20 protein-coding genes and 1 riboswitch are annotated in these 19,165 nt (G+C 51.9%); of the genes, 7 read left to right on the top strand and 13 right to left on the bottom strand.

Annotated features, from left to right (window positions below; translation table 11 throughout):
* Positions 1–129 precede the first annotated feature (129 nt).
* From PsW64_RS10755 to PsW64_RS10735, 4 genes are all read right to left on the bottom strand, one after another.
* Positions 130–663, bottom strand: a complete 534-nt coding sequence (locus PsW64_RS10755) for a hypothetical protein (RefSeq protein ID WP_153042360.1) — start codon at positions 661–663, stop codon at positions 130–132.
* A 222-nt stretch (positions 664–885) separates the two neighbouring features.
* A complete protein-coding gene (locus tag PsW64_RS10745) occupies positions 886–1,296 on the bottom strand; it encodes a hypothetical protein (RefSeq protein ID WP_063303566.1) in 411 nt (136 codons plus the stop codon).
* A 158-nt stretch (positions 1,297–1,454) separates the two neighbouring features.
* Entirely contained in the window at positions 1,455–2,003 is a 549-nt protein-coding gene (locus PsW64_RS10740) for a YigZ family protein (RefSeq protein WP_063291114.1), read from the bottom strand.
* A gap of 4 nt (positions 2,004–2,007) precedes the next feature.
* Positions 2,008–3,114, bottom strand: coding sequence for a 2'-deoxycytidine 5'-triphosphate deaminase (locus PsW64_RS10735; RefSeq protein ID WP_057460767.1), 1,107 nt, complete (start codon positions 3,112–3,114; stop codon positions 2,008–2,010).
* Between the two features lie 123 nt (positions 3,115–3,237).
* A riboswitch (SAM riboswitch) is annotated at positions 3,238–3,315 on the top strand.
* A gap of 67 nt (positions 3,316–3,382) precedes the next feature.
* Between PsW64_RS10735 and PsW64_RS10730 the strand changes: the two genes are divergently transcribed.
* On the top strand, positions 3,383–4,567 hold the full coding sequence (locus PsW64_RS10730; protein ID WP_063303565.1) for an O-succinylhomoserine sulfhydrylase: 1,185 nt from the start codon (positions 3,383–3,385) through the stop codon (positions 4,565–4,567).
* Positions 4,568–4,649: 82 nt separating this feature from the next.
* Here the strand turns inward: PsW64_RS10730 and PsW64_RS10725 are convergent, their stop codons facing one another.
* The 3 genes from PsW64_RS10725 to PsW64_RS10715 form a co-directional block, all read right to left on the bottom strand.
* Positions 4,650–5,087: a hypothetical protein gene (locus PsW64_RS10725; protein WP_057460765.1), complete on the bottom strand. Its 438-nt coding sequence runs from the start codon at positions 5,085–5,087 to the stop codon at positions 4,650–4,652.
* A gap of 141 nt (positions 5,088–5,228) precedes the next feature.
* Positions 5,229–6,122, bottom strand: coding sequence for a hypothetical protein (locus tag PsW64_RS10720; protein ID WP_208980713.1), 894 nt, complete (start codon positions 6,120–6,122; stop codon positions 5,229–5,231).
* An 87-nt stretch (positions 6,123–6,209) separates the two neighbouring features.
* The gene (locus PsW64_RS10715; RefSeq protein ID WP_063303592.1) at positions 6,210–7,421 is read right to left on the bottom strand and encodes a winged helix-turn-helix domain-containing protein; all 1,212 of its coding nucleotides are present in this window, start codon (positions 7,419–7,421) and stop codon (positions 6,210–6,212) included.
* A gap of 124 nt (positions 7,422–7,545) precedes the next feature.
* Here PsW64_RS10715 and PsW64_RS10710 point away from each other — a divergent pair, with 124 nt between their 5' ends.
* The gene (locus tag PsW64_RS10710) at positions 7,546–8,079 is read left to right on the top strand and encodes an MAPEG family protein (protein ID WP_063291115.1); all 534 of its coding nucleotides are present in this window, start codon (positions 7,546–7,548) and stop codon (positions 8,077–8,079) included.
* Between the two features lie 3 nt (positions 8,080–8,082).
* Here the strand turns inward: PsW64_RS10710 and PsW64_RS10705 are convergent, their stop codons facing one another.
* The 4 genes from PsW64_RS10705 to gloB form a co-directional block, all read right to left on the bottom strand.
* The gene (locus PsW64_RS10705) at positions 8,083–8,934 is read right to left on the bottom strand and encodes a class I SAM-dependent DNA methyltransferase (protein ID WP_063303564.1); all 852 of its coding nucleotides are present in this window, start codon (positions 8,932–8,934) and stop codon (positions 8,083–8,085) included.
* A gap of 206 nt (positions 8,935–9,140) precedes the next feature.
* On the bottom strand, positions 9,141–10,385 hold the full coding sequence (locus PsW64_RS10700) for an argininosuccinate synthase (protein ID WP_057460762.1): 1,245 nt from the start codon (positions 10,383–10,385) through the stop codon (positions 9,141–9,143).
* Positions 10,386–10,880: 495 nt separating this feature from the next.
* Positions 10,881–11,324: a cupin domain-containing protein gene (locus PsW64_RS10695; RefSeq protein WP_063303563.1), complete on the bottom strand. Its 444-nt coding sequence runs from the start codon at positions 11,322–11,324 to the stop codon at positions 10,881–10,883.
* Positions 11,324–12,094, bottom strand: a complete 771-nt coding sequence (gene gloB / locus PsW64_RS10690) for a hydroxyacylglutathione hydrolase (protein WP_208980725.1) — start codon at positions 12,092–12,094, stop codon at positions 11,324–11,326. The genes PsW64_RS10695 and gloB overlap by 1 nt, the downstream gene beginning before the upstream one ends.
* Before the next feature lie 186 nt (positions 12,095–12,280).
* Here gloB and PsW64_RS10685 point away from each other — a divergent pair, with 186 nt between their 5' ends.
* Positions 12,281–13,048, top strand: coding sequence for a class I SAM-dependent methyltransferase (locus tag PsW64_RS10685; RefSeq protein WP_063303562.1), 768 nt, complete (start codon positions 12,281–12,283; stop codon positions 13,046–13,048).
* A gap of 40 nt (positions 13,049–13,088) precedes the next feature.
* Here the strand turns inward: PsW64_RS10685 and metW are convergent, their stop codons facing one another.
* Positions 13,089–13,712, bottom strand: coding sequence for a methionine biosynthesis protein MetW (gene metW, locus PsW64_RS10680; protein WP_063286126.1), 624 nt, complete (start codon positions 13,710–13,712; stop codon positions 13,089–13,091).
* Positions 13,713–13,749: 37 nt separating this feature from the next.
* Entirely contained in the window at positions 13,750–14,904 is a 1,155-nt protein-coding gene (metX, locus tag PsW64_RS10675) for a homoserine O-acetyltransferase MetX (RefSeq protein ID WP_063303591.1), read from the bottom strand.
* 285 nt (positions 14,905–15,189) lie between these two features.
* Here metX and PsW64_RS10670 point away from each other — a divergent pair, with 285 nt between their 5' ends.
* The 4 genes from PsW64_RS10670 (at position 15,190) to PsW64_RS10655 (ending at position 18,929) form a co-directional block, all read left to right on the top strand.
* The gene (locus PsW64_RS10670) at positions 15,190–16,038 is read left to right on the top strand and encodes a chorismate mutase (RefSeq protein ID WP_063303561.1); all 849 of its coding nucleotides are present in this window, start codon (positions 15,190–15,192) and stop codon (positions 16,036–16,038) included.
* A 32-nt stretch (positions 16,039–16,070) separates the two neighbouring features.
* Entirely contained in the window at positions 16,071–17,168 is a 1,098-nt protein-coding gene (gene hisC / locus PsW64_RS10665) for a histidinol-phosphate transaminase (protein ID WP_063286124.1), read from the top strand.
* An 18-nt stretch (positions 17,169–17,186) separates the two neighbouring features.
* Complete coding sequence (locus tag PsW64_RS10660; RefSeq protein WP_063303560.1) at positions 17,187–18,122, top strand: prephenate/arogenate dehydrogenase family protein; 936 nt, start codon at positions 17,187–17,189, stop codon at positions 18,120–18,122.
* Between the two features lie 198 nt (positions 18,123–18,320).
* Positions 18,321–18,929: a superoxide dismutase family protein gene (locus tag PsW64_RS10655; protein ID WP_208980712.1), complete on the top strand. Its 609-nt coding sequence runs from the start codon at positions 18,321–18,323 to the stop codon at positions 18,927–18,929.
* Positions 18,930–19,165: the final 236 nt, after the last annotated feature.

Below are 19,165 nucleotides of genomic sequence, written 5' to 3'. Positions count from 1 at the left end.
CTAACAAACAGCGCAGGCATTGCCTGCCGCCTTGCTCATCCCGACTTCCGGGAACTCTGGTTCAACACTGCATGAGAGGTCATGTGGTGCTGTTGGTGTTTGTGATGTCCGTCCATATTGCCTTGTCTGTTAAAAAATTGAGGCAACCAGTTTTACGGATCTTATATTGAAGTACTGGAGGCTGTGATCCAAAATCCAGAGCGGAAACGCGCTCCATGCGAGTAAGCTTGCTGTCATTAACCCTCGACGAACTAGTGGGTTTGGGTAGCTATAGATGATTGCGCCAGCTGATGCGGGCAAGAACGTTACTAGGGCAAAAGCTGCAAATACGGCGCCGAGTGTTGAGACGAAGGCAGATGTGACATCGTGATATAAGAAACCGTCGACACCTGTGGTGAATGCCAATAGAGGGCCCAAGGGGTTAGCACAGGTTAGTAACAAGCTGAAAATGTAATAAAAAATGGCCTGTGGTCGGGTCAATTTCGGCACATCCTTCAGGAACATCATAATCAAACCCCAAAGGATGGTGATGAGGCAAAGTATTGGAAATATAGCCCAAGCGATGTGGAAATATGTATCTGGGACTGCAAAGATACCGCTTTGTCCGCCTGACAAGTATGTCATCAAGGCGAAGAGCAATAATTGGCTTACTGCTACGATCATCAGGAGTCTGGGTGACATTGCTCGATTTACAACGAGGATCGTCGAGAGTAACGGCCAGCTAAGGACGTTAAAGCCCAAGTGCGCGCAATTTACCGTGAGGAAGTTATATCCGTTAAAGGAGAATATGTAGAAGTATTCGAGCAAAGCCTGATCCGCAGATTGTACAAGAGGCTCTCCCTAGCGAAGTCTAAGAGTTTTTGAAATAGCTTTTGTTCTATTTCTTCAAGCGTTGTATTCGATGATGCGGCCTTCGCCGATGAGGCGGGGGGCTTTTTCGGTGGTGGTGTAGCTGATGGCGCCTTCCTCGGGTTCTACGCGGCGGCGGTCGCGCAGGTGGGCGGCGTTTTCTTTGATGCCGATGAGGTGGGCGAGGAAAGCGGAGTTGCAGCGGAAGACGTTGATGCGCTTTGGCAGGTCATAGAACTGGGCGTCTTTTTCGTGCTGAGTTTGCGTGGTGGCGACATCCTCAGAGACTTGCAGTTCCTTGCCTGGTTTCCCGTAGGTGTTCCGTCTTGAAACAGTCTCTGCATTTTGCTCTGTGATTTTGGCGTGACGGCGAGAGCCGATATCGCGATAGCGACGATCAGCGTCTGTTCCAGTGTTAATCGCTTTTCCAGTGCGGGTGACACGCATGACTTCACTCCCCCGACCGTCTCAAAATGAGACAAATGCCATTTCCTGGGATTTACATCGCAAGGCGCGTGCCAAAGTTTAAGTTTTTATTAGGATTTTAATTAATTGGGTGCGATGGAAATGCTGAGAGGCATGAAAAAGCTAGCAAGTACAGAAGGTTAAAGCTTGTCGATCTGATCTTCAGGACCGCTGACGAGCAGGGTTACGCCGTCCTCTGTGAAGGTGCGTTCGATGATTTCCAGCTGTAGCAGAATGACCTGGCGTTCCAGTTCGGCACTGCTGGAGAAGCTGGCAGAGACACTGCGGGTTTTGATGCGCAGCCATGGCACAAGCTCAGCTTCCCGAATGGCGAGATTTGCGGCGCCGGAGTAGGCCCGTGCCAGGCCGCCGGTGCCCAGTTTTGTGCCACCGAAGTAACGGACAATGATGACGCCCACATCCACAAGGTCTGCCCCAATGAGTGTTTTGAGTGTGGGCATGCCGGAGGTGCCAGACGGTTCACCATCGTCTTTGCCGCCTTCATCGATGCGTCCCTCGGGGAGCATTCTGCGGAAGGCGGTGACGTGGTGGTTGGCTTTTTTGTGCTCGTCGCGAAGATCCGCCAGCCGCTGAGCAAAGTCTACATGGGGTACCAGAAAGGCAAGAAAGCGTGACTTCTTTTCTTCCAGTATCGCGTTGTATTCCTGCTCAACGGTGAAGAGGGGCATGGGCTTATGCTCCTACCGGTTCTTTGCTTTTGAAGTGCTTGGAGAGCTTTAGTGCCTGACCCTGATAGTTGGAGCCAATGCCTTCGCCGTAAAGGGTTTCTGGCACTTCCTCCATGTGCTCGTAGACAAGGCGGCCAACCGTCTGGCCGTGTTCTACGATGAAGGGAACGTCGTGAGAGCGGACTTCTAGAACGGCTCTGGACCCTGTGCCACCAACGGTGGAATGGCCGAAGCCGGGGTCGAAGAAGCCTGCGTAGTGGACGCGGAATTCGCCGACGAGTGGATCGAATGGCACCATCTCAGCAGCGTATTGTGGTGGGACGTGGACGGCTTCCTGCGAGACCAGAATGTAGAACTCGTTCGGGTCGAGGATGAGCGTTGCATCGCCGCGATTGTACAGCGGTTCCCAGAAGTCTTCCGGGTCCTGTGCGTCTTTGCGATCGACGTCGATCACGCCTGTATGGCGCTTGGCGCGGTAGCCGATGAGGCTGTCTTTGCCAGAGCCTTTCAGGTCGATGGACACCTGTACGCCGTTGTTGATTGCGTCTTCGTCCTTGCCGCCAGACACCAGTGTGTGCTGGTTGTGCACTTTGGTCAGGTCTTCATCATTGATGAGGGTTTCACCATCGCGGAAGCGGATTTGGGACAGGCGAGAGCCTTCGCGGACCAGCACAGGGAAGGTCTTTGGAGAAATCTCAGCGTAGAGCGGGCCTTTGTAGCCGGCTTCAACACGGTCAAACGCGCGGCCCTGGTCTGTGATGACGCGGGTGAACACATCGATGCGGCCCGTGGAGCTTTTCGGGTTGGCTGTGGCGGACTGCTCAGCCGGAAGGTCCAGCGCCTCCTGAAGGCGGACGATGTAAACGCAGTTGGTTTCCAGCACGGCACCCTTGGAGAGGTCGATCTCGTGCAGGATGAGTTTTTCCAGCTTGTCTTCCACTTTCGCGTCGGGGCCGGGCAGAAAGGAGGCCCGGACACGCCATGCTTTGACGCCGAGGCGCAGGTCAAGACTGGCAGGTTGAATCTGGTCCTCGTCGGGCACTCTGTCTGCTTGAATTGCACCGCTGGCAAACATAGCTTCAATCGCTTTTGCCGGAAGAATGCCTGTCATTGTTGGTTCCGCCCCACTCGTACTCAAATCGTTCTGACACTGATTAACGTAAGTTTGATCTCTCGCCAAGTCTGCAACCTAAGCTGATTGATTGACCCTAGTGTATTTTCGAGGTAAAAACGCTGCCTATTCCGTGGTGATTTGGTCGACCGGCTTGCAACCACGTAAAACAAGTAGCTAAAGGGTCGGGTTCTTGTATAGACCTCGGCCCGCGCCGGGGTTTTTTAATGAAGGGGTAGAGCAATATCTCTTCGGGCAGGAATGAGCGATGACAGACGCAAAGAACTGGAAGCCAGCAACTCGGCTTGTTCATGGAGGCACAACGCGCTCCAGCTTTGGTGAAACATCCGAAGCTATCTTCCTTACACAAGGGTATGTTTACGACAGCTCAGAAGCGGCAGAAGCACGCTTTTTGGGCGAGAATCCGGGCTATATTTATTCCCGGTACGCAAACCCGACCGTAGGAATGTTCGAGCGACGAATGTGTGAACTGGAAGGCGCTGAGGCCGCACGCGGCACGGCTTCTGGTATGGCGGCTGTTAACTCTGCGATTATGGCCTGCGTTAAAGCTGGCGATCACGTGATTGCACCAAAGGCACTGTTCGGTTCCTGCCGATACATCATCGAAAAGCTGCTGCCACGTTATGGTGTGGAGTCCACGCTGATTGATGGCACTGACATTGAGCATTGGAAAGCAGCTGTTCGTCCGAACACCACAGCGGCATTCCTTGAAAGCCCAACCAACCCGACGCTTGAAGTGATCGATATTCCAGCTGTTGCGGATATTATTCACGAAGCTGGTGGACGGCTTATTGTAGACAACGTGTTTGCGACTGCTATCTGGCAGAGCCCGCTGACGCTGGGTGCGGATGTGGTGATCTACTCTGCGACCAAGCATATTGACGGGCAGGGCCGATGTCTGGGCGGTATCGTGCTTTCTGATGAAAAGTGGATTGTGGAAGAATTCCATGACCCGTTCAAGCATACCGGACCTGCAATGAGCCCGTTCAACGCTTGGGTTCTGCTGAAGGGGCTGGAGACGTTGTCTCTGCGTGTTGAGCGTCAGACAGCTAATGCTGGCAAATTGGCAGAGTTCCTTGCGGATCATTCTGCAGTGTCTCGGTTGATTTACCCAGGTCGTGCTGATCACCCACAGGCGGATATCGTGGCTAAGCAGATGCAAGGTGGGTCTACCATGCTGGCGGTTGATTTGGCGGGTGGCAAGGAAGCGGCCTTCAAGTTCTCCAATGCGTTGGAGATTGTCAGTCTTTCCAACAACCTTGGCGATGCGAAGAGCCTGATTACCCATCCGGCGACGACTACGCACCAGAGTGTTGCGGAAGATGCGCGTCTGGAGCTGGGCATTACAGACAAGACGCTTCGTCTTTCTGTTGGTCTGGAAGATGCAGATGACCTGCTGGAAGACGTCGCTAAAGCGCTGGCTGCGGTTTAAGCGTGTTGCACATTATGACTGGCATGAGGGCATCCAATCGGGTGCCCTTTATGCATTAAAGCGCAATGCTGCAGACTTGTTGTTAGCTGTTGCTGGTTGCCACAACCACATCTCGCCGTGCTCCGGACAAGGTGATGATGAACCCGGCGATGACATCCAGAAACGTGATGGTCATGAGCAGCAGGAAGAGCGGGGTGGCGGCTTCTTGTACCGAGAGGAACTCAATTAGGTAAGCCACGAGGATCAACAGAGACAAGCTGTGATCTACCAGTGAGAGTGTGCTGGTTCTGGTGGCTTTGATGATCTCAACGAAGAGCAGGACCAAAGTGCCTGCAAGCAGAAGAGTGGCGACATCCAGAGGAACAAGCAATCCTGATGGCAGTGGGATCTGGAATACAATGGCAGCCCACGGAGTGACGTTGTAGCCTTGGTCAAGCACCGGCTCTAGATCTTCAAACCACCGAAATGCCACAGCATTGTAGAGCAAGAACGGAATGAGCGTGAGTGGAATAGTCCTCATGTGGTTGTCCCCGGAAGAGCTGGAAGCGGTATCCTATCGGAAAAGATTAACATTAATGCTGGGGGTCTGTGATGCCCTGAAACCGGGAGGGGTAACGCTTCGAGTGGTTTAATGCCTAGGGCTTTCATTTTAAGTGGAGTTCTAGGGAATACGACGCGTGCGAATGTGAATAGTGAGGGGGCGTCGCACACGTTCCGTCATGCGACGTTCTATGTGAGAGAGCTCGTTATAGTTATCGACGGTGATGCCCTTCCAGTATTTGACGATGGGAAGGCCTATGCGGAGTTGAAAAGCACCAATGGGATAGTCGATGTCGCTGTGATAGCGGATTTGTCCAACAAATGTGGTCTTTAATCCAGGTAGGCCAAGCCAGCCTGCGCGGGATATTTCAAACCGTCCCTGCGCCCCGCTTATCTCTTCAATGTTGTTGGCGGTTCTATAAAAGCCTCCTGCATAGATGCGGAGGCCGAACCCCAGATCATCAGTTCCGGGGAGGTCGTAGCCAATCTCTCCTGAAAGGTTGAGGAGAGGAATGCTTTCGCGTTGGTCTGTGCTACCCGGTTCCGGTTCCAGAATACGGACTTTGCTTGTCGGGAATTGTGCGTTGAAGCGAGCCTCATAGTTATTTGCCAGAAACTCAATGCCCGTGGTGACTGCAGTTGCGGGGCCGCGTTCGTAATCTTCCTTGTAGTTCATGAAGATGTAGGTGCTGCCAATCAAGTTTGGCCGTACAAAGTGACGGAGGCCACCGCCAGCACTTATGAGATAAACAGCATCAGAGGAGTTGCCGGAGCGGACATCAGCGAAGAACATGCCATGACTGTCCTGAAAGACTGGCGTGATGACTTCGGCGGCTCCAGATGTGTTATTGCGATCTGTCTCAAACAGGCCAATGAGGCGGGGTTGGTACTTGCCTTGCGGATTGAAGGTGAAGTGGTCGTCTAAATTGAAGAGAGGTTGGGCCTGGCTGGCAGAGGTATTCAGCGCCACAAGGCAGAGCAGAATACGCAACAAAGTTTGCAAGAGCTGGCCCATTTGCTCTCTTGGTGCTGACGAGAATGCGACGTTTACCAGCAGTATTGGAGGTTACTTACGTTTCTGATAGTCCCGCCATCCAGTGGGCTATCCTTGCCAAGCTGAGAGGAACTGAAGATCTTCACAGCCAGCAAACTGGGTGCATCGCTCCAGTTCAGCTTCCAATCGTTGTTGGCGGCCTTTGCCCATGCGAATGCCAGCCTCGGGCCAGAAGCGTTTTACGGCCAAAGCATTGGAGGCTTTGTCACGCTTCATATCAATGCGACCAATCAACTTGTCCCCCTCCATTACGGGGAAGACATAATAGCCGTATTGCCGTTTTGGTTCAGGGACGAAGATTTCGATGCGGTAATTGAAGTCAAAAAGGAACTCAGCGCGCTTGCGGTCTCTTAATGCCGGGTCGAATGGACTGAGGATGCGGATCCGTTGGGAAGGGGCTTCGAGGGATCTCAGTTCATCTTCAATTGTTGGGCGTGCGAGACATAATTTGGGCTTCGTGTCGCTGGCAGGTTGAATCTCAACAGGGATTAGTTCCTGACGCTTCTGGGCTTGCTCACACCATGCTTTGACATCGGCAAGGTCTAGTTTGTCCCAATAGGCTGCAATTTCGCTGGGCGTAGCGAAGCCGAGGCGGTCGATTGCGGAGTTGCAAGCCCACTCTATGGTTTCTGCATGGCTGGGTTTAGCGGAGCGGTGATCCTCAGGGATGACGCGTTCTGTCAGGTCATAGAGTTTTTGAAAGTTTTCACGCCGAGAGACGGAGATTTGTCCGGTCCGCCAGAGATATTCAAGCGCTGTTTTGGATGGGTTCCACTCCCACCATCCGCCTTTGCTGCGCTTCTCATCCTTGCCGACATCTGAGGTGCCAGCGGGGCCGTTTTCTTCGATGTGCCGTAGAATGAGGTTGAGTTTTTCCTGATACTCCGCACCGCGCCAGACCTTCCAGCGGGATTGCAAGCTTTCTGCGCTTTTTTGGAAGCGGTAGTGCCAATAAGGGAAGAACTCGGTTGGAATGATTGAGGCATCATGCGTCCAGTGCTCAAAGAGGCTTCTGTCATTCTCCAGCAGTTTCTTGAGATGTTTGGGGCGGTAACTTTGGCGGCGTGACCATAAGATCATGTGGTGCGCACGCTCTACTGTGTTGATGCTATCAACCTGCACAAAGCCAATGCGGTGAATGAGATTGAGGAGATCTTCTCCTTTCGAGGAGCCTGTTGGTGCTTCAAGAAGGGCGTGTTTCTGCAGAAACAAGCGGCGCGCAGCGGCGTTATCAACTTTTAAAACTAACTGCGCTTCCATAGTCATCAAAGTCTCCTGCTTGGTCAGACGTGCCTAGGCTAGGAGAGGTAGCGCCTTGCCGCAAGCAGTCCGCAGCAGATAGTTGTGGGTTTGTTCCTATTATGTTCTCTAAGTGGAGGTTGCATTGGACTTTGCAGAAAAACAGCGGGGTGTGTTTCAGCGGATGATTGTTGGAGCGTTGGTGACCGCGATTGTGCTTTTGTTTGGTGCGCTTCTCAATCCGTTTGGATTTGCCGCGGACTGGAATGCCTCTGAGCGGCTTTGGGTGGCAGCGGTTTCATTGTTATCACCTGCCTTGCTGCTGATGATTTCCATAGGTCGTCTGGCAATGCGTAGGTTTTATCATGCTGATGACATTGATGGAGGAGGGCTAACCCACGGCAGTGAGGAAGCCAGGATGCTGCAGAGCATTTTGCAAAATACACTTGAGCAGGGGGTGTTGGCGGGGTTCATCTACATTGCCTGGGCTGCGGTTATGCCCGGTAGCACGATGTCGGTACCGCTGTTAGCTGCGCTGCTGTTTGCGCTCGGGCGTATTCTGTTTTTTGCCAGCTATGAGAAGGGGGCACCATGGCGTGGAACCGGCTTTGCACTGACTTTCTACCCAAGCATTTTAATGCTGGTGGTTGTGCTGATAACGTTGATGGCCGGGTTGTAGCGCTCACGCTGGCATATAGCAAGCGACTACAAGATGTCCGAGCACAGGACTTTCGTGCTCTTGTCGGAGTGTGGTCTGCGTGAAGTCGATGGTTGCAAAGTCGAATTGCTCCAAGAGATTGCGGAGATAATCTTCTGTATGCTTGAAGCGGCAGCTGTCGCTCATCGTGTAGGGCTGGGTATTGGATGCAGGCTCCATCACAGCTTCAGCGGAGAACAGGAATACGCCATTCTTTTCGATGTTGCGGGCAACACCTGCGAAGAGATCTTCCAATGAACCAAAGTATGGCAAGAGTTCTGATGCGAGTATCAAATCCCATTTCTGAGGATGATCCTGATCGAGAAACTCGTTGATTTCACATTGCTGGAGATCGTCGTAGATCTTCTTGTCTCTCGCCAGATTGAGCATTTGCTCGGAAATGTCGACGCCAGTTTTATAAGGAATCTGATCTTCAAAAAGTTCGGCAGCTAAGCCAGTGCCACAACCTAGATCTAAAAGACGTTTAAAGGGGCCAAGATTGAGAGTGTTGATCTTTTCGTGGATCTTGGTTGGTAGGCTGTATTGGAGGATCTCCAGTAGCTTGATATCGAAAAGCTTCGCTTTCTGGTCAAACAGAGCGGAAACATACTCAGCCGGCATACTGTCCAGCTTTTCTGAGTTCGCTTTTGCTCTTGGCAGATCGATAGATTCCTCTGAGTTTTCAGAGCACCCTTGCCCAAGAAGGTTCAGCAAATGATCGGCAGCTCCGTTGAACTCTCCGGTCTCTTTGAGCTCGAGTACATGATCATAGATCATGAAATGTCGGAGGAAATCTGCAACGGGATTGGTTTCTTGTTCTTTTTTATCATTCTTCATCGCTGTCTAGTATCCTCGTCTTTGAATACTGACATGATTGAGCCATGAAAAAATTAATGAACAGTAAGCCTCTTTTGGTTGATCGTTTTTAGGTAAGCAACGGAAAGTAGCTGTATTTTTGTTGCTAGGTATTTCTCAAAATAAAACCCACAGTGTTCCCACTGCGGGCTTAATAACTAAATTAAAGCTTAGGAGCTTTTACCCTTTCAGGCGTCTGTTAACTCTTTTGCTTTGGTCATCTGGTTCCGCTTTGCCAGCGTGCGTAAGCGCAGAGCGTTGAGACGGATGAAGCCTGCAGCGTCTTTCTGGTCGTAAGCGCCGTGGTCATCTTCGAAGGTCACCAGCTCTTCTGAGTAGAGAGAGTAAGGGGACGCACGACCAACAACGATCACGTTGCCTTTGTAGAGCTTCAGCTTAACCGTACCGGTCACGAACTCCTGAGACTTGTCGATCATCGCCTGCAGCATCTCACGGTCTGGGGAGAACCAGAAGCCGTTGTAGATGAGCTTTGCGTAGCGTGGCATCAACTCGTCTTTGAGGTGAGCAGCGTCACGGTCCAGCGTGATGGATTCCATCGCACGGTGTGCTGACAGGAGGATTGTTCCGCCTGGTGTCTCATAGATGCCGCGGGACTTCATGCCAACGAAACGGTTTTCGACCAGATCGAGGCGGCCAATGCCGTTGTCGCGACCGTAATCGTTCAGCTTGGCAAACAGAGTTGCCGGAGACATGTGTACGCCATTGATGGAGCACGCATCGCCTTTTTCGAAGCCGATTTCGATTTCGGTGACTTCGTCCGGTGCGCTGAGCGGGTCAACGGTGCGCTGGAAGACATACTCTGGTGCTTCTTCATTCGGATCTTCCAGAACTTTACCTTCGGAAGAGGAGTGAAGCATGTTTGCGTCAACGGAGAACGGTGCTTCGCCGCGTTTGTCCTTTGGTACCGGGATCTGATGCTGTTCTGCGAACTCGATCAGGTCAGTACGGGACTTCAGCGTCCAGTCACGCCAAGGTGCGATCACCTTGATGTCTGGGTTCAGTGCGTAGCATGCCAGCTCGAAGCGTACCTGGTCGTTGCCTTTACCGGTTGCGCCGTGCGCAACTGCGTCAGCGCCGGTTTCTTCAGCGATCTCGATGAGACGCTTGGAAATGAGCGGACGGGCGATAGAGGTGCCGAGGAGATAAACGCCTTCGTAAACTGCGTTGGCCCGGAACATTGGGAACACGAAGTCCCGAATGAATTCCTCACGGAGATCATCAATGTAGATTTCTCGAATACCAAGCAGTTCAGCTTTTCGTCGTGCTGGCTCTAACTCTTCGCCCTGACCTAAGTCAGCAGTAAAAGTTACAACTTCGCAGCCGTATTCCGCCTGCAACCACTTGAGAATAATCGAGGTGTCGAGCCCGCCAGAATAGGCAAGCACAACCTTTTTGATGTCGCCTTGGGCCATAGATTAGCTTCCAAATGTGTGTTCGGGCGCATAAAGCGCCTATGCTGGGCAATCTACCGAGGAGAGCGAGCAACGCAAGTGGTGATTGAGGATTGAGTGCTGAGTTATTAATCGGGATAGTTGAGCTACTTACAGGTGTTCCTGATAATTGGGTGAGTTGAAGCTGTTGCCAGGTTCAGCTATCGGGTATGTAAGGTTTTGATAACGCGAAGATAATGACTGCTACGTTGTGCTTTGATGCCATAAAATTTGCACGTTTTGGGTGTGAACCGTGAGTTGCTAAACTGCATGATCTCTCAACTGTATCTGCGGAAAAACCATAGAGTTTATGCGCAGAAAAATTTTCCAGAGTCCTGCAATTAACCAACAAGTCTCTGTATCTACGAGGATTTCCGGGCAGGTCTTATGCGTCTTTTGTCTAAAATTGCGGGCAGATTTCTTTGAGGTTTGGTCAAGATTATCGAGGCTTTTATTGCGCGATTCGATGACTTTGGCTCAAGGATTCCAGTCTGGTGGTGCCAGCTCGAAGCCATTGAAGAGGAAACCTGGAGCAACGGTGCAACCGACTAATGTCCACTCGCCGAGGCTTCGTGCGGACTGCCATGCATGGCGAGGTACGATACCTTGAGGGCGTTGGTCGTTTAATACATCCATGCCGAGGATGATGTCGTTTTGGCTGCCTTCTTCGGAGCTGATGGAAAGGCAGAGTGGGGCGCCGCCGTAATAGTGCCATGTCTCAATTGCATCGATCCGGTGCCAGTGAGATTTTTGACCCTTCTTGAGGAGATAATAGATTGCCGTTGAATAGCCGCGCCCTTCTGGGCCTTCTGTATCCCGGAAGGTTTCGGTGTAGTAGCCGCCTTCCGGATGCTCTTTCATTTGCAGTTCAGCGATGATTTCTTCAGCGGTTGCTGAAGAGGTGATCTGGTCGAGCGGCATCAGAAGTTGTCCTTGCGGCGGCGTATTTCTGTAAATATATCAACTGGTTCGGCGTTGACCATGTTGAGATTTTTCTGGACGAGAGGATCTCGGACTCTCAAAAACGGATTGGTTGAAAGCTCGGCTGCCATAGAGGTTGGCAGGGTTGGGCGACCGACTTCACGGAGCGCTTCGATGCGTTTTGTCCGTTCCTGCAATGCTTGATTGTTTGGGTCGATCGTGAGAGCGAATTTGGCGTTGGCCAACGTGTACTCGTGACCGCAATAGATCCTTGTTTCGGGTGGTAATGTGTTTGCCAGGTGGCTTAGAGAGGCCCACATCATTTCGGGATCTCCTTCGAAAACGCGGCCGCAACCGAGAGCGAAGAGTGTGTCGCCTGTGTGAGCAATGCCCGCCTCCTGAAACCACCAGGAGATATGGTCAAGTGTATGGCCCGGTGTACCTATGGCTTTGACTGCAATTGGGCCGACGAGAATGTCATCTCCGTCCTCAACAAAGCGGTTCATGCCTGTAATGTGTTGGCGGGAGCGTTCTGGCCCTGTTACCTTTGCGCCTGTCTTCTCAACGAGTTCAGCCATTCCGCCGATATGGTCCCAATGATGGTGTGTGATGAGAATGTCGGTCAGGTTCCATCCGGTTTCTTCCAGAACCTGTAAGTAGGGGGCTGCTTCTGGAACATCAATTGCAACTGTACAGCCACTGTCGGGGTGGTGAACGAGAACGCCGAAATTATCTTTCAGACAAACAAACTGCCGGACTTCAACTTCAATCATCAACCAGCTCCCAAGCATACAGTATATCTTTATGAGATCATGAGAGGACAAGCTGTCAAATTCAACTGCAAACTCACAAAACTCTGGGTGTGGTTGATTTAAGCTTGCAAATCGTCAGCAAGAAGCGTTGCGCCCAGGGCTTTGGCACCCCATGATAAGGGAAGGCAACGCGCGGAGAACCAGTTGTATCTTGATGTTACTCACTTAAAAGAGTTCTACGACCTGCCACTTGGACGGATGCTTCGGGTGTTGGTTGGGAGCCGCGTGAAAATGCTTTGGCCAGAAATGCATGGTCAGAGTTTGCTGGGTATTGGCTATGCCGCTCCTTATTTGAGGCCTTACCTGAAGAAGACCAATCGTGTGTTTGCCGGAATGCCTGCTGCGCAAGGCGTGGTGAAGTGGCCGCGTGAAGTTGAAGTGCCAAACAAAGCCTTCCTGATGGAAGATAGTCAGCTGCCGTTTCCAGATTCCTGCATTGACCGCATCTTACTCGTGCATTCGTTGGAGATGGCAGGGCAGCCTGGGGCGTTGTTGGATGAAGTCTACCGGGTCTTGTCTCCAGGTGGGCGGGTGATTGTGATTGTTCCCAATCGACGTGGTGCGTGGGCACGGTCAGAGGTTTCACCGTTTGGGTATGGTCGTCCTTATTCAAGACCGCAGCTCGATAACTTCCTGAGCAACCATCACCTTTCAGTTGTGTCGCGGGAAGAGGCGCTGTTTGTGCCGCCGACGAACTCGAGAATGGTATTAAAGAATGCGCGCAGTTTCGAGCGTTTAGGGGCGGTGGCCTGGTCTGCGTTTGCTGGGTTGCTGGTCACTGAAGCTGAGAAGCAGGTGTACCGTGGTATTCCGATGAAAGCGAGCCACGTGACGCGGGTCTTGCGGCCCGTCTTTCTGCCTAATGGAAAGACTGCCGGTGCGCAGGCGATGAACGGGCACAGTCGCCAGTAAGAAGGAACTTTCGCCAACGAGGGCGAAAGCTGAGTTTTGATTACTTCCGTTCCAGAAGGAAGACGGCCTGATCGCCGATCAGATTCCAGACCCACCATGGTGCGTTGAACCCAATGCGCTGGCCTCTTGCATCCAAAGCTTCTGCCTTAATGACTTTAGCATGGACCTCTTCTGAGAGAGCAACAAAGTCACGGATCGTGCAGAAGTGGATGTTTGGTGTGTCGTACCACTCGTAAGGCAGATAGTCGGTGACGGGCATTCTGCCTTTGAAGAGCAGCTGCATACGGTTGCGCCAGTGGCCGAAATTCGGGAAGGACACGACGACTTTCTTACCGATGCGCAGTAACTGCTCAAGAACCTGTTTCGGGTCCATTGTCGCCTGAAGCGTATGGCTTAGAATTGCGTAATCAAAAGCGTCGTCCGGGTAGGCTGCAAGATCGTTGTCTGCATCGCCTTGCACAACTGAGAGCCCGCGGGCAACGGCTTCATTCACGCCTTTTTGCGAAGTGTCGAAGCCACGGCCATCAACGCCGCGTGTATCGATCAGCAGTTCCAGAAGTTCGCCAGTGCCGCAACCGATATCCAGAACGCGTGAGCCCGATGCTACAAAATCGCAGAGAATTCGGTGATCGCCGCGTACATTACTCAAATCATGTTTTGTCATAATGAATCTGCTTTCTGATGAAGCTTACTGCTCAGTGTTACGGTGAATCACCATTTCCCGGTGCGGGAATACCTCTGGCTTTTGCTGCTCCTGTCAGGAAGCCACGCATTGTTTTGAACAGTTCAGGTTCATCAAGAAGGAATGCATCGTGTCCGCGTGAGCTCTCGATTTCAACAAAGGAGACGTTTGCTCCAGCTGCGTTAAGGGCTCGTACAATGTCTTTGCTTTCCGAGGTTGGGAAAAGCCAGTCCGTTGTAAAAGACATGACGCAGAAACGGGTTGTGCTATGTAAGAATGCGTTGGCCAGTTTGCCGCCATGTGCTGCTGCGAGATCGAAGTAATCCATCGCGCGGGTTACATAGAGATACGAGTTTGCGTCGAAGCGATCGACAAAAGTCATGCCCTGATGGCGCAGATAACTTTCGATCTGGAAATCTGCATCGAAGCCAAAAGTGATGGCTGAGCGGTCTTGCAGGTTGCGGCCAAACTTGCTGTGCAGGCTTTCATCAGACATGTAGGTGATGTGCGCTGCCATGCGGGCAACAGACAGGCCTTTCATAGGGCGCTTGCCTTCTTTTGCATATTGTCCGTGGCACCAGTCTGGATCCGCCATGACAGCCTGACGGCCTACCTCATGGAAGGCAATGTTCTGGCTGGAGTGGCGTGGACCTGCAGCGATTGGGACAGCTGCAAATACCTTTTCTGGATAGGCAGATGCCCATTGCAGCACTTGCATGCCGCCCATGGAGCCGCCGACAACTGCGAAAAGAGTTTCGATACCGAGCGCTTCAACCAGTTTTGCCTGGGAGCGCACCATATCGCCGATTGTGACGACAGGCAGGTCGAGCCCGTAAACCTCATTGGTTTCCGGATTGGTACATGCAGGACCAGTGGTGCCGAGGCAGCCGCCGAGCACGTTTGCACAGATGACGAAGTACTTGTCGGTGTCTACTGGCTGACCAGGACCAACCATCATGGACCACCAGCCAGGCTTGCCGGTTACGGGGTTCTCAGAGGCAACGTATTGATCACCGGTGAGGGCGTGGCACACAAGAATGGCGTTGGTCTTGTCTTCATTCAGCTCGCCATAGGTCTCATAAGCAATCTGCCAAGGGGCGAGTTCTGTACCTTCATCAAGCCGGAGAGGATTGTCTGAACCAAATCGCATGAGCTTGCTGGCAGGCATATCCATCTGTGCCGCTGCAACACTGGCTTGTGTTGAGGGTGAGATATTCGGAGTCTTCTCCGGTTTTGCGCTGGCAGTCTCAGTCATGTTTTCTTCCGCGGTGTTGTGAAGGCGAATTGGGTGTTCCTCTAAAGGATTGCAAGAGAGTTTTTGCTAGGTGCCAATTGGCAGTGTGTCAACGTTTTCTTTTGCTTTCACCGTCGTTGTTTCCTATGAATTTACATAGGTTCTGTTCAATAATTCGAGTGGGTTAGTGCAATGTCTGGGTCTTCATCAGTTTCGGATTCAAAAATGAGCTTGTCTCAAGTCCGCGATAAACTAGATGAAGTTGATGATAAATTGCATGCCTTGCTTATGGAGCGTGCTGACCTGATTGAGCATATTGTTGCGGCAAAAGCTGAACAAGGTTCTATGCATGCTGTTTTTAGGCCCTCTCGTGAAGCAGATATTATGCGGCGGTTGGTTGAGAACCATCGCGGTGTTCTGCCTATTATGTCATTGGAACATATTTGGCGTGAGATAATCTCTTCGCTCACAAATGCCCAGACAACTTATCGTGTACATCTTGACGGAAGTGCAGATCGACTCGCAATGAGTGAGCTGACACGCTTCTATTTCGGTTACGCCATTGAACAGCAACGCGAGATGGACCCCTCTGCTGTGCTTGCGGCGGTTGATTATTCACAGGTCGATCTTGGTGTGATCGGGCTTGAAGAACGTGCAGAAACGCCTTGGTGGCGTGGTATGGGTGCCCGGGATGATGGCACCAATGGTCCCTTGATTATTGCACGGCTTCCGTTTTTGGTTGTTCAGGACAGGCCTGCTGATCTGCCTGCTGTTGTGGTTGCGGCTCAAACTGCTGAAACTGAGAAGCCGGATATTTGTGTTTACGATGTGCGCTGGACGGGAGCTATACCGAGCTCATTGATGCACAAAGGTATAGAAGTGTTGAGTTTTTATCGCAGTTTTGAAGGCGTAGATGCGCTATTAGCTGTTCCGGGGAATATATCCGAGCAGGAGCTGGCGACTTTCTTTGAAGCTGCTGAGGCGACGCCGGATAAACTTAGATATGTCGGTGGATACCCCGCGCCGCTTGACCTAGATGATGAATTTGATAGTGAAGCAGACGCAGTTGGTTAAATTGCGTGTTTTTTGAATAAAGGAATGAGTTGATGGAAGAGCAGGTAGTACGCCCTGTCCCTCGTGCTGGTGTGTTGGCAATTGATCCGTATGTACCCGGTAAGGCGAAGGCAAATGGTGGCCATAAACTACATAAGCTCTCTTCCAATGAATCTCCTTTAGGTGCGAGCCCAAAAGCGCTTGAAGCTTACCGCACCATTTCCGAGCTTCAGTTTTACCCTGATGGTAGCGCTGGCGAACTTCGCACAGCAATTGGTGAAGTATACGGCCTGAACCCAGATCACGTCATTTGTGGCTGTGGCTCTGACGAAGTGCTGAGCCTGCTGGCCTATGCCTATCTGGGTGAAGGTGATGAGGCTATTTATACCACGCACGGCTTCCTTGTTTATAAGATTGCAATCCACGCAGCTGGTGCGACACCTGTTGTTGCCCCAGAAAAAGACCTGAAAACGGATGTGGATGCCATTCTGGAACGTGTGACCGAGAAAACCAAAATGGTTTTTGTGGCCAATCCGAACAACCCGACCGGCACTTATATTCCGTTTGACGAAGTTAAGCGCTTGCACGCCGGGTTGCCGAAGACCTGTATTCTGGTTCTTGATGCGGCCTATGCTGAGTATGTGCGCCGGAATGACTATCAGTCCGGTATTGAGCTTGTTGCGAACTCCGAAAACGTTGTCATGACACGGACGTTCTCCAAGGCTTATGGTCTGCCAGCGCTGCGTGTTGGCTGGGCGTATGGTCCTGAGCATATCATTGATGCGCTGGGCCGTATTCGCGGGCCGTTTAACATGAATGCTGCTGCGATTGCAGCTGGCGCTGCTGCTGTGCGTGATCAGGCGTTTATTGAGCAGGCAGTTAGCCACAATAACGAATGGTTGCCGTGGGTAGTTAACGAACTGACCAAACTAGGTCTTGACGTAACGCCAAGTGTCGGCAATTTCATTCTGATCCATTTCCCTGAGGAACAGGGGAAGCGGGCTGTCGATGCGGATGCCTTCCTGCTGGAACGCGGGTGTGTGTTGAGGCAGGTGAAAGCCTATGGATTTGACAATGCCTTGCGCATGTCAATCGGTAGTGAGGAAGCCAACAGAGATGTTGTTGCTGCTCTCTCTGAATTTCTGAAGTAGTTCTAATAGAAGGTCTCCATGTCTGAACCCTTGTTTAGCCGGGTCGCACTGATTGGTATCGGTCTGATCGGCTCATCTCTTTCGCATGTCATGCGCCGCGAAAAGCTGGCGGGTGAAATTGTTATATCCACACGCTCAGAAGTTACTCTGAAGCGTGCGGAAGAGTTGAAACTTGGGGACCGATATTATCTGGACGCAGCAGAAGCCGTAAAAGGGGCAGACCTTGTAATCGTTTGTGTACCGGTTGGTGCATGTGGAGCCGTGGCGAAAACTATTGGCCCTCATTTAGCTGAGGGTGCGATTGTGACTGACGTGGGCTCTGTGAAGGCCTCCGTTATTTCTGCGATGAGGCCGCATATGCCGGACGGCGTGCATTTTATTGCAGGCCATCCGGTTGCTGGTACTGAGTATTCCGGCCCTGATGCTGGTTTTGCCTCTCTTTTTGAGAACCGCTGGTGCATTCTTACTCCAGACAACGACAGTGATGCGGGTGCTACCGCGCGTCTGACAGCCTTCTGGGAGGCCTGTGGCTCTCATGTGGACACCATGGATGCTGAGCACCACGATCTTGTGCTGGCTGTTGTGTCTCACCTTCCGCATATCATCGCCTACAACATTGTTGGTACGGCTGATGATCTGGAAACGGTGACCAAGTCAGAAGTGATCAAATACTCGGCTTCCGGTTTCCGTGACTTCACGCGTCTGGCGTCTTCTGATCCGACCATGTGGCGCGATGTGTGCCTGAACAACAAAGAAGCCATTCTTGAAATGCTGTCTCGCTTTTCTGAGGATCTGTCTGCCTTGCAGCGTGCGATCCGGTGGAGTGATGGCGATGCCTTGTTCAAGCTGTTTGCACGGACCAAAGATATTCGCCATCAGCTTGTTGAAGCCGGTCAGGAATCTGCGGCGCCGAACTTTGGTCGTGAGAACGAAAAAGGCGAGCCAGCTGAATAAGATCTCGCTGGTTTTGAAAGAGTTTAGCCCGGGTCAGATCAGTTCTGATCCGGGTTTTCTTTTGAAGGTGTAACCAAGACTGGTCAACTTATCAGTTGGGCAAGCGGTGTTGGTTTACCGAGGTTTCAAGAGTGATTTTGATGTGGCCTCAACGCTGAATACTCTGCGCGTGGACAGAGCGCTTTCAGGAGTTTTGGGATGATGAAGCTGAGTGGATTGGCAGCAGTTGTTGCAGCCGGGTTTGCTGTTGCGAGTTTTGCTGCGATGGCTTCTAAAGAAGATCAGGTGCCTGCTGGGCCGACTGCCGTTGCCATTATGAAAGACGTTGATGGCAAGCAGGTTGGCCGTGTGGTGTTGACTGAGACTTTGAGCCAGACGCTCCATATTACTGCGGCCTTTGATGGCTTGCCTGCTGGTGTGCATGGGTTCCATGTTCATGAAACCGGCCTTTGTGAGCCAACTTTCTCGGCTGCAGGTGGTCATTTTGCACCTGAAGGGCATGAGCACGGGATTGAAGTTCCTGATGGTCCGCATGCAGGGGATCTTCCAAATCTTCATGTTCCCGAGAATGGTAAGATTGTTGTCGAGTATTTCTCTGAAATCTTAGACCTGGCTCCCGATGACAAGGACAGTCTTATTGGTGGTCCGGGCAGGGCGTTGATTGTTCATGCTGATCCGGACGACTATCACAGTCAGCCGACTGGTGATGCCGGAGGGCGGATTGCTTGTGGGGTGATTGTACCGATCAAGCAAAATGCAGATAGTTTCCAGAGCTACCCTGAAGAAACGCCTAGTGACGGCAAATAGTTCTAGCACCGCATGGCTTTACCAGCAGTGTTGAAGCATGGGTTCCCGAAAGTTCGGGGGTGAGCAAGGCGAGCAGGCAGTGCCTGCGCATTGTAAGTAAATTAGTTTCTTCGGCATTGGCTGCTCGCCTTGCCCGGGCGTTTTTGTATGAAACAAGATCTCCTCCGAAAGGCATTGGGAGCAGGCACTGTCAACGATGCACACACTTGCCAGAGGCAAATGTGATTGACGGTGAA

The organism is Pseudovibrio sp. W64 (genome assembly GCF_001623145.1).
In the GTDB taxonomy this organism is placed as follows: Bacteria; Pseudomonadota; Alphaproteobacteria; order Rhizobiales; family Stappiaceae; genus Pseudovibrio.
Note: the sequence above shows the minus strand (reverse complement) of the source record. Positions and strands in the feature narration are given on the sequence as shown.